The 16,326-nt window shown below is 42.0% G+C and carries 14 protein-coding genes; all 14 read right to left on the bottom strand.

Features of this window, described 5'->3' with window-relative positions:
- Nucleotides 1–79: 79 nt before the first annotated feature.
- The 14 genes from ftsZ to rsmH are packed head-to-tail and all read right to left on the bottom strand — an operon-like array spanning nucleotide 80 to nucleotide 16,315.
- Nucleotides 80–1,327: a cell division protein FtsZ gene (gene ftsZ / locus J8L73_RS00140; protein ID WP_211014064.1), complete on the bottom strand. Its 1,248-nt coding sequence runs from the start codon at nucleotides 1,325–1,327 to the stop codon at nucleotides 80–82.
- Nucleotides 1,328–1,348: 21 nt separating this feature from the next.
- Complete coding sequence (gene ftsA / locus J8L73_RS00135; RefSeq protein WP_058547025.1) at nucleotides 1,349–2,581, bottom strand: cell division protein FtsA; 1,233 nt, start codon at nucleotides 2,579–2,581, stop codon at nucleotides 1,349–1,351.
- The gene (locus tag J8L73_RS00130) at nucleotides 2,578–3,354 is read right to left on the bottom strand and encodes a cell division protein FtsQ/DivIB (RefSeq protein ID WP_211014062.1); all 777 of its coding nucleotides are present in this window, start codon (nucleotides 3,352–3,354) and stop codon (nucleotides 2,578–2,580) included. The genes ftsA and J8L73_RS00130 overlap by 4 nt, the downstream gene beginning before the upstream one ends.
- A gap of 1 nt (nucleotide 3,355) precedes the next feature.
- The gene (locus J8L73_RS00125; RefSeq protein ID WP_211014060.1) at nucleotides 3,356–4,276 is read right to left on the bottom strand and encodes a D-alanine--D-alanine ligase; all 921 of its coding nucleotides are present in this window, start codon (nucleotides 4,274–4,276) and stop codon (nucleotides 3,356–3,358) included.
- Nucleotides 4,273–5,724 carry a UDP-N-acetylmuramate--L-alanine ligase gene (gene murC / locus J8L73_RS00120; RefSeq protein ID WP_211014058.1) on the bottom strand — a complete coding sequence of 484 codons (1,452 nt, stop codon included), beginning with the start codon at nucleotides 5,722–5,724 and terminating at the stop codon, nucleotides 4,273–4,275. Before murC ends, J8L73_RS00125 begins: the two co-directional genes overlap by 4 nt.
- On the bottom strand, nucleotides 5,725–6,801 hold the full coding sequence (gene murG, locus J8L73_RS00115; protein WP_211014056.1) for an undecaprenyldiphospho-muramoylpentapeptide beta-N-acetylglucosaminyltransferase: 1,077 nt from the start codon (nucleotides 6,799–6,801) through the stop codon (nucleotides 5,725–5,727). It abuts the gene before it with no gap.
- Nucleotides 6,798–7,973 carry a cell division protein FtsW gene (gene ftsW / locus J8L73_RS00110; RefSeq protein ID WP_058547020.1) on the bottom strand — a complete coding sequence of 392 codons (1,176 nt, stop codon included), beginning with the start codon at nucleotides 7,971–7,973 and terminating at the stop codon, nucleotides 6,798–6,800. Before ftsW ends, murG begins: the two co-directional genes overlap by 4 nt.
- Nucleotides 7,970–9,304 (bottom strand): UDP-N-acetylmuramoyl-L-alanine--D-glutamate ligase, encoded by a 1,335-nt coding sequence (murD, locus tag J8L73_RS00105; protein ID WP_211014054.1) that lies wholly within the window; start codon nucleotides 9,302–9,304, stop codon nucleotides 7,970–7,972. Before murD ends, ftsW begins: the two co-directional genes overlap by 4 nt.
- Nucleotides 9,305–10,387, bottom strand: a complete 1,083-nt coding sequence (mraY, locus tag J8L73_RS00100) for a phospho-N-acetylmuramoyl-pentapeptide-transferase (RefSeq protein ID WP_210998987.1) — start codon at nucleotides 10,385–10,387, stop codon at nucleotides 9,305–9,307.
- Entirely contained in the window at nucleotides 10,381–11,769 is a 1,389-nt protein-coding gene (murF, locus tag J8L73_RS00095; protein WP_211014052.1) for a UDP-N-acetylmuramoyl-tripeptide--D-alanyl-D-alanine ligase, read from the bottom strand. Before murF ends, mraY begins: the two co-directional genes overlap by 7 nt.
- Nucleotides 11,766–13,244 (bottom strand): UDP-N-acetylmuramoyl-L-alanyl-D-glutamate--2,6-diaminopimelate ligase, encoded by a 1,479-nt coding sequence (murE, locus tag J8L73_RS00090; protein WP_211014050.1) that lies wholly within the window; start codon nucleotides 13,242–13,244, stop codon nucleotides 11,766–11,768. Before murE ends, murF begins: the two co-directional genes overlap by 4 nt.
- On the bottom strand, nucleotides 13,237–15,057 hold the full coding sequence (locus J8L73_RS00085; protein WP_211014048.1) for a penicillin-binding transpeptidase domain-containing protein: 1,821 nt from the start codon (nucleotides 15,055–15,057) through the stop codon (nucleotides 13,237–13,239). Before J8L73_RS00085 ends, murE begins: the two co-directional genes overlap by 8 nt.
- Nucleotides 15,054–15,380: a cell division protein FtsL gene (gene ftsL / locus J8L73_RS00080; protein ID WP_211014046.1), complete on the bottom strand. Its 327-nt coding sequence runs from the start codon at nucleotides 15,378–15,380 to the stop codon at nucleotides 15,054–15,056. Before ftsL ends, J8L73_RS00085 begins: the two co-directional genes overlap by 4 nt.
- Nucleotides 15,377–16,315: a 16S rRNA (cytosine(1402)-N(4))-methyltransferase RsmH gene (gene rsmH / locus J8L73_RS00075; protein ID WP_210998983.1), complete on the bottom strand. Its 939-nt coding sequence runs from the start codon at nucleotides 16,313–16,315 to the stop codon at nucleotides 15,377–15,379. The genes ftsL and rsmH overlap by 4 nt, the downstream gene beginning before the upstream one ends.
- Between the last annotated feature and the right edge of the window lie 11 nt (nucleotides 16,316–16,326).

Raw genomic sequence — 16,326 nt, 5'->3', positions numbered from 1 at the left:
AGTTAGACGGCGGAGTTTAACATAAATCCTTTTGCCTTTCAATATTCGTACATATTTCAAACAAAAGTATTAATTAATGTTAATCAGCCTGCTTACGTAAAAAAGCAGGAATATCAAAATAATCACCGCCTTCTGATTTATCTGCTTTTTTACTGTTTTGCGCCGAAGAGCTAGTTGAACTGCTTGAGCTGGTAGATTCTGTTTGTTCTTTAGTTTCTACTTGTGTGCTAGCAGTGCTTTCTTCAGAGCTACTACCTTGGCTTGCAAAGCTTGGTACGTACATACTACTTGTTTGGTTTGATGAACTAGTAACATCAGAACCTGACGCCTTTTTAATACCGTTATCGACAATACCAAATTGTGGACGACGATCGCCGCCTAAACCAGTTGCAACAACCGTTACACGTAACTCGTCGCTCATTTCTGGATCAATAACCGCACCAACAACAACCGTTGCATTTTCAGACGCTAGCGCCTTAACGTGGTTACCAACAATTTCAAATTCTTCAATTGCAATGTCCATACCTGCGGTAATGTTAACTAATATGCCTTTAGCACCAGTTAAATCAACGTCTTCTAGTAATGGGCTTGAAATTGCTGCTTCAGCAGCTTCTTGTGCACGATCAGGGCCAGACGCAGAAGCAGTACCCATCATAGCAGTACCCATCGCTGACATTACTGTACGTACATCGGCGAAATCCACGTTAATCAAACCAGAACGTGTAATCAGCTCGGCAATACCTTGTACTGCGCCAAATAATACGTCATTAGCTTTAGCGAAGGCATCTAGAAGTGTAGTCCCTTTTCCTAAAACTTTAAGCAATTTATTGTTCGGAATTGTAATAAGAGAGTCTACAATTTCTGACAATTCATTAATGCCTTGTTCAGCCGCAGATGCACGTTTTTTACCTTCAAAATCAAAAGGACGCGTTACTACTGCAACGGTTAAAATACCTAATTCTTTAGCAATTTTAGCAACCACTGGTGCTGCACCAGTACCTGTACCACCGCCCATACCCGCAGCAATAAATACCATGTCGGCGCCTTCAAGGCTTGCACGGATAGTTTCTTCGTCTTCTTCAGCTGATTGACGGCCTACTTCTGGGTTTGCGCCCGCACCTAACCCAGAAGTTATTTGCGTGCCAAGTTGTACTGTAATGTCTGCTGCTGAATTACGTAATGCTTGTGCATCCGTATTAGCAGCAATAAAACGTACGCCTTCAATTTGTTGTTTTACCATGTGCTCAACAGCGTTACCGCCGCCACCGCCCACGCCAATTACCTTTATTACGGCTTCTTCACCGTGCTGTTCCATCATATCAAACATGTTTACTCTCCGACTTGAGTATTAAAACTCGCCTTGGAACCATTTAGTAATGCGGTTCCACCAATTATTGTTATCCTCTGCTTTCGACTTTTGTGCATTCATCGATTGCATAGTGCGCCCGTATTGTAACAAACCAACAGCGGTTGCGTACGAAGGATCATCTACATAGTCTGTCAAACCAACCATCCCGATTGGTTTGCCTATTCTTACTGGCATTTGAAAAATGTCTTCTGCCACTTCCATAGCGCCAGTCATTTTAGCAGTCCCGCCCGTGATAACGAGGCCTGCCGCAATTTGGTCTTCTAAGCCTGAACGACGAATTTCTTCCATCGCTAACTCAAATAATTCTCTAAAACGAGGCTCAACAACCTCAGATAACGTATGACGCGACATTAATCTTGCAGGTCGCCCGCCTACGCTTGGTACTTCAATAGTGTCTTCACTACTGGCCATTTGGCTATTTGCACATGCGTATTGTACTTTGAGTGACTCTGCATGTGATATAGGTGTACGAAATATTTTTGCAATATCACCCGTCACTTGGTTACCCGCAACAGGAATAACAGCTGAATGACGCTGAGCACCATTAATATAAATGGTGATATCCATTGTACCACCACCAATATCAAGTACGGCTACACCTAGCTCTTTTTCGTCATCAGTTAAAACTGAGTAACATGACGCCAATGCCGTAAATATAAGTTGGTCTACTTCTAATCCGCAGCGCTGAACACATTTTTCAATGTTTTTAGCCATGTCGTTCGAACACGTAATTATGTGTGCTCGCGCTTCCATACGCACGCCGCTCATACCTAGTGGGTTTTTAATCCCTTCTTGCATGTCGATGCTGTACTCTTGCGGTAATGCATGTAGCATTTTTCGCTCTGCAGAAATAGGCACTGAACGCGCAATATGAATGACGTTTTCAATGTCTTCATCTGTCACTTCGGTGTTGTTGATTGCAACTACACCGCTTTCGTTTTGACACTGAATATGTTTGCCAGAAATTCCTAAGTACACTGAGCTAATTCGACAATCAGCCATTAACTCGGCTTCATCAATAGCTCGGCGAATCGACTCAGACACTAAGTTTAAATCGTTAACGCCGCCTTTATCCATACCATGAGATACTTGGCTGCCCACACCAACAATGCTGAGCTTGTTATCTGCGGTGATTTCACCTACCGTGGCAACCACTTTCGAGGTACCAACGTCTAATCCAATCACGAGGTTTCTTTCTGCTGACTTAGTCATGCCTTACTCTTATTTTGTAATTGTTCTTCCTGCAGCGGCTTAAAGCTTACTGCAAGGCCGGTATCATACCGTAAATCGATTGTATCTACTTGTGCATTTGCACGTTGTTCCATTCGCGGGTAAACATCTATAAAACGTTGTACGCGTTTAGCTTTATCTTTACGCCCTAAATCTAAGCGTATTCCGTTATCTAACCATAACTGCCACGAAAACCGCTCAGACAGTGCAAGGCTTGAAAGCGTCAGGTTATTTACCTTTAGCATTTCATCAAATTGCTTAAACGCAACCCATGCTTCTTCTTCACTGCCTTCAGGGCCATATAATTGCGGCAGGTCGTGTAACTTATCACTACTTGCTTGAAACGCTTGGCCACTTTGGTTAAGTAACAAATCACTATTCCAATGAGCTACAGCCTTATGCTCAACAACATATACTTGAACTGTATCGGGCCATTGCTTTCGTACTGAAACAGTGGCAACCCAAGGCAAGTCTTGAACTAGCTGCTGCACATGCTTTACATCTAATTCAAAAAAGCTACTTAAGTCAGCCTGCTTTATTGCTTTTATAATTGCTGTTTCTTCAGTGTACTTTGGTTGGCCTTGTACAATTAAGTGCTTTATCTGCGCATCTTTGTTCTCTACAAGCCAATCTGATACACCCGTAGTAATTTGCACAAGGCCGATGACTACTATCAGAAAAAAACTCACCCCAAAAACCAGCGACCAATTTAGGTTCAGCCTGATTTGTCGGGCTTTTTCTAAAAGGGGATGCATATTAAAGCGTTTGCTCTAAAATGCGAACAACTAATTGCTCAAAAGTTGCCCCATTCGCTTTTGCCGCCATTGGCACGAGCGATTTTTCGGTCATACCCGGTACTGTATTTACTTCTAATAAGTAAAAATTACCTTGCTCGTCTTGCATCGCATCAACACGGCCCCAACCACTTGCGCCCACCAAATCAAATGCATCTAGCGATATAGCTTGTAAGTACTTAGTATCTTGCGCCGATAAATCGGCTGGGCAATGATACTGCGTTGTATTTGATTGATACTTAGCTTGATAATCATAAAAACCGTTAGGTGTAGTCATTTCAATAACAGGCTGCACTTCGCCGCCAAGCACTGTAACGGTAAATTCTCGCCCTGTTATCCACTGCTCCACTAGCACTTGATTATCGAACTTAAATGCGTGAGCCAAAGCTTCATCTAGCTCTTGTGCTGTGCTTGCTTGCGCCATACCAATGCTTGAGCCTTCATGTGATGGCTTAACCATTACTTTTTTAAACTCATCCATAATGGCTTTAGCATCAAAACCTTTTTTAGCATCAACGACTGCATAAGGTGCTGTACTTAAACCAGCAGATTTAAATAGATGCTTACAACGAACTTTATCCATAGCCAGCGCAGAGCCAAGCACATTACTACCTGTGTAAGGTAGATTCATAAACTCAAGCGCACCTTGCACAGTGCCATCTTCACCACCACGGCCGTGAAGAGCAATAAAAACACGATCTACATTTAATTCTTTTAAATCCCACAGCGAGCGATTTTGAGGGTCGAATGCAATTGCATCTACGCCACTATTTTGTAGTGCGTTTAAAACAGCCTGACCCGAGCGTAAAGACACTTCACGTTCTGCTGAGTTTCCACCTAGCAGTACCGCTACTTTACCAAATTGTGTATTTACCTGAGTCATACTTCACCCTGTTTAAGTTTTTCTATCGACATACCCGTGGCAGCTAATGTTTTAACTAGTTGGCCTATGTTACCAGCACCTTGGGTTAATACTAAATCATTGTTTTGTAAGTTTGCTGCTAGCACACCTGCAAGTTCAGCATTGGTAGCTACGTGCAGAGGCTCTTTGCCGCGTTGACGCAAACTACGACACAGACTTTTACTATCAGCTCCTACGATGGGGTCTTCTCCGGCGCTATACACATCAAGTAAAAGTAATTGATCAACATCGGCTAATACTTTTACAAAGTCTTCGTATAAGTCACGAGTACGGCTAAATCTATGTGGTTGATAAACCATTACCAAGCGCTTATCTGGCCACCCTTCACGAACAGCCGCTATGGTAGCCGCTACTTCTGACGGGTGATGACCATAATCATCAACAAGCATTACATTACCGCGCTCGTTCTCAAATTCACCGTAATGCTGAAAACGACGACCAATTCCTTCAAACTTTTGTAGTGCTTCTAAAATCGCATAATTAGCAATGTTTTGATCTTTAGCTACAGCAATTGCAGCAGTTGCATTTAATGCATTGTGCTTACCAGGCATATTAAGCGTGGCAGTTAAGCCATCGCCATTTTTACTTGTTACGGTAAACGTACACGTATTGGCAGATTGACTAAAGTCGCTCATGCGATAATCGGCATCGCGCGCTTCGCCATAAGTAATGACAGGACGAGCAAAACGCGGAATTAGCTCGCTAGCTACTTCTGAGTCAATACACACCACAGCTAAGCCATAAAACGGTAGGTTATGGATAAAATCTACGTAGGTGTCTTTCATTTTCTCAAGACTACCACCGTAGGTATCCATGTGATCCTCTTCAATATTAGTGATCACCGAGACCATTGGCTGTAAATGTAAAAACGACGCATCGCTTTCATCTGCTTCTGCAATTAAAAAGTCGCTTTTGCCAACCTTTGCATTACTGCCTGCGCTATTTAATAAACCACCAATAATAAAAGTAGGATCAAGCCCAGCTTGGGCATAAATACTGGCAATTAAACTCGTTGTAGTTGTTTTGCCATGAGTACCCGCAATAGCAATACCGTGGCGAAAACGCATTAACTCGGCAAGCATTTCTGCACGGCGAACTACTGGTATACGCGCCGCTTTTGCAGCTATAATTTCCGGGTTTGTTTCATCTATTGCGCTTGAAACAACCACTACGTTAGCATCTTTTACGTTATTTTCATGATGACCAATAAAGACTTCTGCGCCGGCTTTTATCAGGCGCTCTGTCATTGCACTGTGCGCAATATCAGACCCTGTAATACGGTAACCTTCAAAAGCAAGTACTTCTGCAATACCGCCCATACCAGCACCGCCAATACCTATAAAATGTATGGTGTCTATTCGACGCATTGCTGGTCGTGAATATTTTTCTTGTAATGACGTTTCTTTCACTTATTTTCTCTTATTTGTTACTTGCTCACAGTGCGCAGCTACGCTTGCTGTGGCATCTAAAATGGCTTGCTTTTTAGCATTATTAGCCATTTCATCAATTAATTTTGGTTGCGCTAAATAAGGACTCAACAGCGCAACAATAGACTGTTTATTAAATTGCCCTTGTGGCATCAATAAAGCGCCATTAGCCATTACTAAATACTGTGCGTTAGCAGTTTGATGATCGTCAACGGCATGTGGAAATGGTACAAATACGGCCATTTTACCTGCTGCGGCAATTTCGCTTACCGTTAGTGCACCCGCTCGACAAATAACAATGTCGGCCCAACTATACGCTGCATCCATATCATCAATAAATTGTGCTACTTTTACTTGCTGCTCAGTAAATTGATGTAGTTTATAAGCGCCTTGAACGCTCTCTAAGTGCCCTTTACCCGTTTGGTGCCACACATTTAAATCACATGTGTTTGCCATAACTTTGAATGCTTCAGGTAAGGTCTGATTAAGTACTTGAGCACCTAACGATCCACCTACAACGAGTACATTTATAGGGTTTGAAACTTCACGCTTAGGCACATCAGCCACACTTTGGCGAACAGGATTACCTACAAGCTCAGCTTGGCCTTTATCAAAAGCACTCGGAAAAGCAGCGAGTACTTTATTAGCAAATTTTGCCAACCATCGATTACTCATTCCAGCAACCGCATTTTGCTCATGAATAACCAGTGGAATACCCAAACTTTTAGCCGCAATACCAGTTGGCCCGGTTACATAGCCGCCCATAGCAAGTACTACATCAGGTTGTTGAGATTTCAATACCTTACGCGCCTGCAATACTGCATTAAGTACCATGAATGGGGCTTTAATAAGACGCTTTAAGCCATTACCGCGTACGCCCTTTACATTAATAAAATCAATCTCAATATTGTGCTTTGGCACAACCTCGGCTTCCATTCTATCGGGTGTGCCTATCCAGCTGACTTCCCAGCCTTGGTTTTTTAAATAATCAGCTACAGCGATACCCGGAAATATATGCCCGCCAGTTCCGCCAGCTACTACTACTAATTTTTTACTCATCGCTTACCTCCACGTGAGGTGGCTTGCTTGGTAGCCATTTTAGTTTCAAAATCAACACGCAATAAAATACCAGTGGCAATAGTCATCATTAATAAACTCGAGCCACCATACGAAATAAACGGAAGCGTTAATCCTTTAGTCGGTAATATTCCCGCACTGGCACCAACATTAACCATGGTTTGAAACGCAAACCAAATGCCAATTGCTAAGGCTAAATAGCCCTCATATTCTTTACCGTTTTTAAGTGCTGTTTGGCCAATTAATAAAGCCCTAAACACCAAAGTACCTAACACCATTAAAATGCTTAGTACGCCTACAAAACCAAGTTCTTCAGCGATAACAGCAAAAATAAAATCGGTATGAGCCTCTGGTAAGTACTGTAATTTTTGTACGCTATTTCCAAGTCCTTGACCAAACCAATCACCTTGACTGTATGCCATCAGTGACTGCACTAACTGATAGCCTTTACCAAATGGATCATCCCAAGGCTCTAAAAAGCCAACAACCCGTGCCATTCGATATGGCTCTAAAACAATTAAGCCAACAACCAGCGCAACGCCTGTTAAAATTAATGCAAAAAACTGCCAAAGCTTTGCGCCAGCTAAAAATAAAAGGCCTACCGTTGTAACAAACATAACAACCACGGTGCCTAAATCGGGCTGTAATAAAATAAGTAATGCGTATACAGCAAATACTGCTATTGGCTTTGCAAAACCTTTAATGTTTTCTTGTACTTCTTCTCGTTTACGTACCAAATAACCGGCTATATAACTAAAAAAGAATAACTTAGCTAGCTCAGATGCTTGTATATTAAAAGGTCCTACAGGAATCCAACGCGTTGAACCATTTACCTCACGGCCAACAATTAGCACTACGAGTAGCAGCACTAAGCCTATTAGCAATAAATAAGGGTTGGCTTTTTTCCACCAACTCATAGGCACTAACGTGGTTATCCAAAATAAACAAAACGACAACGCTAAAAAAATACCGTGTCGAATTGTAAAATGGTAAATATCACCAAACAGCCTATCTGCAGTAGGCATTGAGGCGCTGGTCACCATTACAAAACCCACCCCAATAAGCATTAACATGCAATAAAGCAAAGGCACATCATAAAGCTGGGCTGATGGTTTAGGTGTTAGTGCTTCTTTTAAATCAGCAAAAGCAATCATAGTTGCCCTTCCATTACACACTGCACAAAGTCATCACCACGTTGCATATAATTGTTATACATATCAATGCTGGCACACGCAGGAGCAAGCAAAACAATATCGCCACGCTTGCTAAGTACTTGTGTAAGTGCCACAGCTTCTTGCATATTATTTACTAAATGCGATTTACTAGTAAGTGCCGCTAATGCATTTGCATCTTTACCAAAGCAAACGAGCGCTTTTACATGATTTTTTATATATGGTTTTAGCGCATTTAAATCAGCCCCTTTAGCATCGCCACCCGCTATTACAATCAAGTTTTCGTACTCTGTGGCTAAACTATCTATTGCCGCTATAGTTGCGCCCACATTAGTAGCTTTAGAATCGTTAAAGTACTTAACGCCATTTTTATCGCTTACAAATTGACAGCGGTGCGCTAAACCATGAAATTGGCTAAGTGCTGTTGCGTACTGATCTTTGGTAATATTAAACGGGCTCAATAACGCCATAACGGACAGGGTATTTAAGTAATTGTGCTTACCTACTACCGCAAGTGTACTAACAGGTAGAAATGCCTCGCCCTTCGCTATAAAGTGCAGCTCACTATTATGCTCAGCTAAGTGATAATCACCTTGGTCAGTGCCAAAACTCATTTGCGGCGCTAAAGAGCGGCTAATAGGCTTAGTTTGAATATCATCTTCGTTTATTACTATAAGCTCAGCATTGTTATAAATGCTTAATTTTGAGTCGATATAAGCTTGGTAGCTGTCGTAACGATCTAGGTGATCTTCAGATACATTTAATACCGTCGCGCTAATAGGTTTTAAGCTCGAGCTGGTATCAAGCTGAAAACTTGAAAGCTCCAGCACATAAACGTCAAAATCATCGCTTAGTAAATCCAATACCGCAGTACCAATATTACCACCAAGCGCGACTTTATAACCTGCCGCTTTTAGTACTTCATAGGCAAGGGTTACAACGGTTGATTTACCATTAGAGCCTGTTACTGCTACAACCGGTTTAGTATTTATGCGAGCAAATAACTCAACGTCACCAATTACTTCAACGCCTGACTCACTAGCTTTTGCGATAGCGGGTATTTTTAAGCTTAGCCCTGGGCTAATAATGATCATATCGCTTTTACAAAGTGCTGCACAGTCCAAGTCACCAAAGTGAGTACTTAGCTGTGGCGCATGCTCTTTTAGCCAATCAATCCCGGGGGGATTTTTGCGGCTATCAACAACCATTGGCGAAAAGCCATGAGATAATAAAAAACGCACAATGCCCAGACCGGTTACACCGAGTCCGAGCACTGTTATTTGTTTGTTTTTTATCTCGTTTAAATACTGCATTTATCGAATCTTTAATGTCGCAAGGCCTGCAAGCACAAGCACAATAGAAATAATCCAAAAGCGCACAATAACGCGTGGCTCAGGCCAACCCTTTAGTTCGTAATGATGATGAATGGGTGCCATTCTGAAAATTCGTTGCCCGCGTAGCTTATAAGAACCCACTTGTAATATTACCGACACAGCTTCCATCACAAACACGCCACCCATAATAATAAGTAGTAACTCTTGGCGAACTAAAATAGCAATAATGCCCAGCGCACCACCGAGTGCAAGCGAACCTACATCGCCCATAAATACTTGTGCCGGATAAGTGTTAAACCATAAGAAGCCTAATCCTGCGCCTACAATAGCGGTACACACCACTACAAGCTCACTAGCAAGTGGTAAATGCGGAATATGTAAGTAAGCCGAAAAGTTAATATTACCTGTTAAGTAGGCAATTATGGCAAGTGCTGCCGCAACTAAAATAGTAGGTACAATAGCTAAGCCATCTAGGCCATCAGTTAAGTTTACAGCGTTTGAGGTACCGACTAATGCAAAGTAGGTAATTACAATGTAAAACAAGCCTAACTGCGGTAATACGTCTTTAAAAAATGGCACTACGAGAGAGGTTTCAGCCGCTTGTGTGCTGGTTGCGTAAAGTGCTGTGGCAACCACTAACGCAATTACCGACTGCCAAAAATACTTCCACTTTGCAATTAGACCTTTTGGATCTTTACGAATAACCTTACGGTAATCATCTATAAAGCCCACCACACCTAATGAGCCAATAACAAATAAAGTAGCCCACACATATTTGTTTGATAAATCAGCCCACAGCAAGGTACTTGTAAAAATAGCGCCTAAAATTAATATGCCACCCATAGTAGGCGTGCCTCTTTTAGACAAATGCGACTCAGGGCCATCGTGGCGAACAACTTGTCCTATTTGCATGCGTTGTAATGCACGAATCAGCTTTGGCCCAAAATATAACGACATCATTAACGCAGTCAAAATACCTAAAATGGCACGCAGCGTTAAATACGAAAAAACATGAAAACCACTAAAATACTGAGTTAAATACTCTGCCAGCCAAACTAACATGATGATACTCCATTGATGGCATGTTGCTGGCCATTTACTAAATCGGTTACTAATAATTCCATACGAGAACTGCGAGATCCTTTCACTACTATTGTGGTTTTACTATCTACTTTACTAAGACTTAATTGAATTTGTTTGAGCATCTCATCACGATTTGAAAAATGACGATTAGGCTTTTCAAATACATCACTGGCTGACTTGCTAAGCACACCGAGGGTAAATAGCTCATCAATCCCTTGCTCTAATGCATACTCGCCAACCTCTTGATGATACATACGAGCATCTTCACCAAGCTCTCCCATATCACCAAGCGCTAAAATACGGTGACCTTTAATATCACCAAGCAAATCAATAGCGGCTTTTACCGACTTAACGTTTGCGTTATAGGTATCATCAATTACCGTTAATACGTCACTGACTTTAATTAGATTTACGCGGCCTTTAACATCTCCCATAGTGGCAAGTGCATTAGCAATTTCTTCAAGAGATACGTCAAATTCGCTGGTAAGTGCTGCGGCAATTAGCGCGTTACTAATATTATGTTTACCCGGAAGCGCCAAAGTTACAGGTACTTGTTTGTTGTTGGTACACAGGGTAAAGCTTGCTCTAGCGTTTTCGTCTAGGCTAATATTTTCAGCCCAAATATCGAGTTTTTCTGTACTTGATAAGCGCTTAACATTTTTACCTATTAGTTTATCAAGCCAATATTGACTAAATTCACTATCGCAATTAACAATGGCAACGCCATCATCTTTTAGGCCATCAAAAATCTCACCCTTTGCTTTAGCAACACCCATTAAGCTGCCAAAACCTTCTAAATGAGCAGCCGCCACATTACATACAACAGCTACATCGGGTTTAGCCATTGCTGTTGTATAAGCAATTTCACCTAAATGGTTTGCTCCAAGCTCTATTACAGCAAAGCGATGCTGCGGCTCTAAACGCAATAAAGTAAGTGGTACACCAATGTCGTTATTAAAATTGCCTTTAGTGGCAAGTACATCACCATGCACAGATAAAATAGCAGCGCACATTTCTTTTACTGTGGTTTTACCCACACTGCCGGTAATAGCAATTGTTTTAGGAGCAACTTGCGCCATTACCGCTGCACCAATATCACCTAATGCAATGCGCGTATCGCCAACAACAAATTGTGCAATATCAACAGCTACTTTATGTTGAACAATGACACCAATAGCGCCTTTTTGTTTTGCTTGTTCTATAAATTTATGGCCATCAAAATTAGGGCCTTTAAGTGCTAAAAACACTTCACCTTCGCAAATGCTGCGGGTATCAGTATTTATATTAATCACTTTTTGATTATCACCTTGATAATCGGTTGCTAGCACATTAGCCAGCCAATCAAAATCCATTGGGATCATTGAGTTATCCCTCTTACTGCTTTTTTTAGTTGTTCTTGTACATAACGGCGATCACAAAAGTCTATGCGCGTATCGCCAATTATTTGATAATCTTCATGTCCTTTGCCAGCAATTAAAATAACGTCGCCGGCTGCGGCATTATTTATTGCGTAACTAATTGCGGTTGCTCTGTCGGCCTCTAAATGAGCCTTTTCAGGATGCGTTAAACCTGCTGCCACATCTGCAATAATGGCGTCTGGGTTTTCTGAACGTGGGTTATCGCTAGTAATAATAACCTTGTTAGCATTTTGCTCTGCAGCTTGCGCCATTAAAGCACGCTTGCCTTTATCTCTATCGCCACCACAACCAAACACACAGCTTACACCGCCAGGCACATGCTTTTGCAGCGCTTGTAATGCAAGTGCTAACGCCTCAGGTGTATGTGCATAATCAACAACACATGTTGGCTTGCCTGCTTCGCTAAATGCTTGCATGCGCCCAGCAACAGGCTGTAAATGCGCACAACCTGCAACAAGTTGCTCCAGCGGATAACCTAAACTAAGTAATGTAGCGAGCGCGGCAGTTAAATTATATAAATTAAATTCGCCAAACAGCGGTGATTTTATCTTAACATCACCCCAACTTGTGATTAATTGCGCCGAAATACCATTGTTAGAATATTCAACGTCAGAAAAATACACAAATTTGGCATTAGCAGGGGCTAAATTTTTACGCCCGAAACACACTAAGTTATTAAAATTGTATTTTTCTAGCCACTGCTCTGCTTGCCCATCATCTTGATTGAAGACTACATGCTGTGGTTCAAAATCGCGAAACAGCATCAGTTTTGCATCGCCATAACTTGCCATATCACCATGGTAATCTAAGTGATCACGCGATAAATTAGTAAACACCGCCGCTTTAAATTGGCACTGTGCTACACGCTGCTGCACTAAACCATGCGATGAGACTTCCATAGCAATCAGTTCTTTATGCTGTTGGTTTAAGTCGTTTAATATATGCTGTAAATCAACAGTCGAAGGCGTGGTATTAATAAGGGGCGTAAGTGTATCAGGGTGGCCATACCCTAACGTGCCTATAATGGCCGAATCTGTACTGCAAAATTGCGCTAAATGAGCAATCATTGCTGTTGTGGTTGATTTGCCGTTAGTACCCGTTACACCAATTAAATCTAAATCATGACTAGGTTGGTCATAGAAACGACTTGCTAGTTCTGGCAGTTTTTTATCAAGCTCTGTTACTAAATAAAGAGGTTCAAAGCTTACGTCAAATTCACATAATCTATCTGCAATAATAGCTGTAGCGCCGTTCTCTATTGCTTTTTCAATAAACTGTCCACCATCTAATTGGTGACCTTTTATAGCAACAAACACATCTCCGGGGGTAACATCACGGCTATCGAGTCGTAGATGTTTAACTACCTGCGAAGGTGCATCTATTTCGATGTATTTTAAAATCGCCTTTAAATCACGCATCGTTATCTTTACCTTTTACGTACGCAACCTCTTCCTTGTCTGGTGCAACGTTTAATATTCTTAATGCGTTAGAGATGATTTCTGCAAATGCAGGGCCAGCAGTGGCACCTCCATAGTACACATCACCACCAGGCTCGTTAATCATAACTACCACAGCCAAGCGTGGGTTACTTGCAGGTGCAACACCCGCAAAATAACCTACATATTCATCACCATAACCACCAGCAACAGCCTTTTTAGAAGTGCCTGTTTTACCAGCAGCGCGGTATCCATCAACTTTTACATTACGCGCAGTGCCATCTTTTTCAAACACGCTTTCCATCATGTGTACTACGGCTTCTACGTCTTTTTGCTTAAAGATACGCTCGCCTTCAGGTACATTATCTTGCTTTAAAATAGTAAGTGGGCGATTTACACCACCTGCCCCCAACATGGTATAAAAACGCGCCATTTGTGCGGTACTTACCGAAATAGCATAACCAAACGACAGCGTTGCAATTTCAAAGTCTGACCAACGACGATTTGGATAAAATAAACCACTACTTTCACCCACCATGCCAGTGCCGGTATCGCTGCCAAAGCCTACTTTTTGGTATAGCCCTACAAGGTAATCTTTTGGCACTTGTTGCGTTACTTTAGCTACGCCCATGTTTGATGAGTATTTTAGGATTTCGCGAAGAGTCATTTCACCATGGTTACGGGTATCTCTTACTAAGCTTCCACCTAAACGCATCCAACCTGGGTAGGTATCAATCGTGTCGTCAGCTTTAATTGCGCCGTAGTCTAGCCCAGCCAAAATGGCTAGTGGCTTAACGGTTGAGCCAGGTTCAAACAAATCGGTAATTGCACGGTTACGACGCTTATGTGGCGCTGCGTCATTTAAGTTATTTGGATTGAATGAAGGGCTGTTCACCATGGCAAGAACTTCACCGGTTTTAACATCAACCACCATGGCCGATCCCGATGTTGCTTTATAGGTGAGTACTGCAGATTTTACTGCTTTATAAGCTATGGCTTGAATACGTTGGTCAATACTTAGTTGAATGCTTTCTGGCTCTACACGCTCACGTTCATCTAGTACTTCAACCTCACGACCTTGGGCATCTTTACGAATAGTACGGCGACCCTCTTCACCTGTCAGTGCATTTTCGTAGAGCTTTTCAATGCCCTCAATGCCTTTACCATCAATGTTTGTAAAGCCAATAATATGGGCTGTTACTTCACCTGCTGGGTAATAACGTTTAGATTCATCAAGTAAATGAATGCCTGGCAAGCGTAGATCGCCAATATAATTTGCAACAGCTGGTGTAACTTGACGCTTTAAATACACAAAACGACGGCTAGGATCGTTCAAAAGTCTTGAATTGATCTTTTTAGGGTCAATGCGCAGTACATCAGCAAGCTCGCGCCAGCGTAAATCGTTTTTATAATATAAGCTGGTACGTTTATCTAGCTCTGCGGTATTTTCAGCAAGTGCTAGGTGATCTTCACCATCTTTACGCGCTTGTTTAACTACTTTAGCAACAAGTGATTTATGCAGCGCTTTTGGATCTGCATACACACTCACCACAGGTACACTGACGGCCAGTTCTTTACCGTGTCGGTCAAATATCATCCCACGTTGTACATGCAGTTTTTCTACTCGTACAGTACGTTTATCGCTTTCTGAGCGCGCTTTATCAGGCTCAATTACTTGCAAATAAGCAGCGCGAGACACCAGTGTAACAAACACCATAAACACCACACCACACACTAACATAAAGCGCCATGTGATTAAGTTTGCTGCTGGTTTTTTGCCTCTACTTGTTCTCATTGTACTATTATTACCTGCTCATCTTGACTGGTAGGTCGTTTCATTTTTAATTGCGATGTAGCTACTTCTTCAATACGTGCATGCTGTGAGTAAAACTCTTCTTCTACAAGTAAATAGCGCCATTCTAAATCAAGTTCATCACGCTCTTGTAGCAGCGTATCTTGCTTAATGAGCTGTCCACGGGCTAAGTGAGTTACCTGCACAACAGCTAAGCTTGATGCGAATATCACAACCAACAAGACCGAGGTTAGCTTGTTAGCTCCTAGGCCTTTTAATATTTCTAAAAATAAATTGGGTTGGCGATAATTCGCTTTTTTACTCATCCCAGCCTCTGTGCAATCCTAAGTACTGAACTACGCGAACGAGGATTACGTTCTATTTCTGCAGCACTTGGTTTGATAGCTTTACCCACTGCTTTTAACGTCAGATTTTTATTTATTTGTGCATCGGTTAAAGGCAGACCTCTGGGTAATGCTTCTCCCTTACTCTGTTTTCTAATAAATTGTTTAACAATTCTATCTTCAAGAGAATGAAACGAAATAACCACTAAACGCCCACCAGGTTTAAGCACTTTAACTGCAGACTGTAATGCAGTTTGAATCTCTTCAAGCTCACTGTTTATATAAATTCTGATTGCTTGGAAGGTACGTGTCGCTGGGTGCTTAAACTTATCTTTTACCGGCACAGCTTCATCAACCAAATCAGCAAGCTGCTTAGTGGTCGTAATTGGTGTATGTTCACGTACCTCGAGTACTTTATGCGCAATACGTTTACCAAACTTTTCTTCGCCGTAGGTTTTAATTACATGGGTAATGTCTTCAAGCTCTGCTTCTGCAAGCCACTGCGCTGCGCTTCTTCCACTGGTTGGATCCATACGCATATCCAGCGGGCCGTCTTTCATAAAGCTAAAACCACGCTCCGCGTCATCAAGCTGAGGTGACGACACCCCTATATCAAGCAAAATGCCATCTACTTTACCTAACAGATCGTTTTGCTCTGCTACGTCGTATAGGTTTGAAAAGCGGGTGTGTGCAATCGCAAAACGAGAGTCGTCTGCAAATTTTTCAGCTGATTTTATAGCTTGTGGATCTTGATCTATCGCTTGTAAGCGACCTTCATTACCAAGGCGTGCTAAAATTTGTCCAGAGTGACCGCCACGTCCAAAAGTACCATCCATGTATATACCGTCTGGCTTAATTGCAAGGGCATCGATGGTTTCGTCCATAAGTACGGATACGTGTTCAAATTGCGCTGTCATTAGCTATTGTT

The organism is Pseudoalteromonas sp. MMG006 (assembly GCF_018101025.1).
Lineage (GTDB): Bacteria > Pseudomonadota > Gammaproteobacteria > Enterobacterales > Alteromonadaceae > Pseudoalteromonas.
Note: the sequence above shows the minus strand (reverse complement) of the source record. Positions and strands in the feature narration are given on the sequence as shown.

Coding starts and splice junctions, on each gene's coding strand:
- murE (WP_211014050.1), bottom strand. CDS start 13,244: ATGCGTGATTTAAAGGCGATTTTAAAATACATCGAAATAGATGCACCT.
- rsmH (WP_210998983.1), bottom strand. CDS start 16,315: ATGACAGCGCAATTTGAACACGTATCCGTACTTATGGACGAAACCATC.
- murF (WP_211014052.1), bottom strand. CDS start 11,769: ATGATCCCAATGGATTTTGATTGGCTGGCTAATGTGCTAGCAACCGAT.
- J8L73_RS00125 (WP_211014060.1), bottom strand. CDS start 4,276: ATGACTCAGGTAAATACACAATTTGGTAAAGTAGCGGTACTGCTAGGT.
- ftsW (WP_058547020.1), bottom strand. CDS start 7,973: ATGATTGCTTTTGCTGATTTAAAAGAAGCACTAACACCTAAACCATCA.
- J8L73_RS00085 (WP_211014048.1), bottom strand. CDS start 15,057: ATGAGAACAAGTAGAGGCAAAAAACCAGCAGCAAACTTAATCACATGG.
- murG (WP_211014056.1), bottom strand. CDS start 6,801: ATGAGTAAAAAATTAGTAGTAGTAGCTGGCGGAACTGGCGGGCATATA.
- ftsZ (WP_211014064.1), bottom strand. CDS start 1,327: ATGTTTGATATGATGGAACAGCACGGTGAAGAAGCCGTAATAAAGGTA.
- ftsL (WP_211014046.1), bottom strand. CDS start 15,380: ATGAGTAAAAAAGCGAATTATCGCCAACCCAATTTATTTTTAGAAATA.
- murD (WP_211014054.1), bottom strand. CDS start 9,304: ATGCAGTATTTAAACGAGATAAAAAACAAACAAATAACAGTGCTCGGA.
- J8L73_RS00130 (WP_211014062.1), bottom strand. CDS start 3,354: ATGCATCCCCTTTTAGAAAAAGCCCGACAAATCAGGCTGAACCTAAAT.
- mraY (WP_210998987.1), bottom strand. CDS start 10,387: ATGTTAGTTTGGCTGGCAGAGTATTTAACTCAGTATTTTAGTGGTTTT.
- ftsA (WP_058547025.1), bottom strand. CDS start 2,581: ATGACTAAGTCAGCAGAAAGAAACCTCGTGATTGGATTAGACGTTGGT.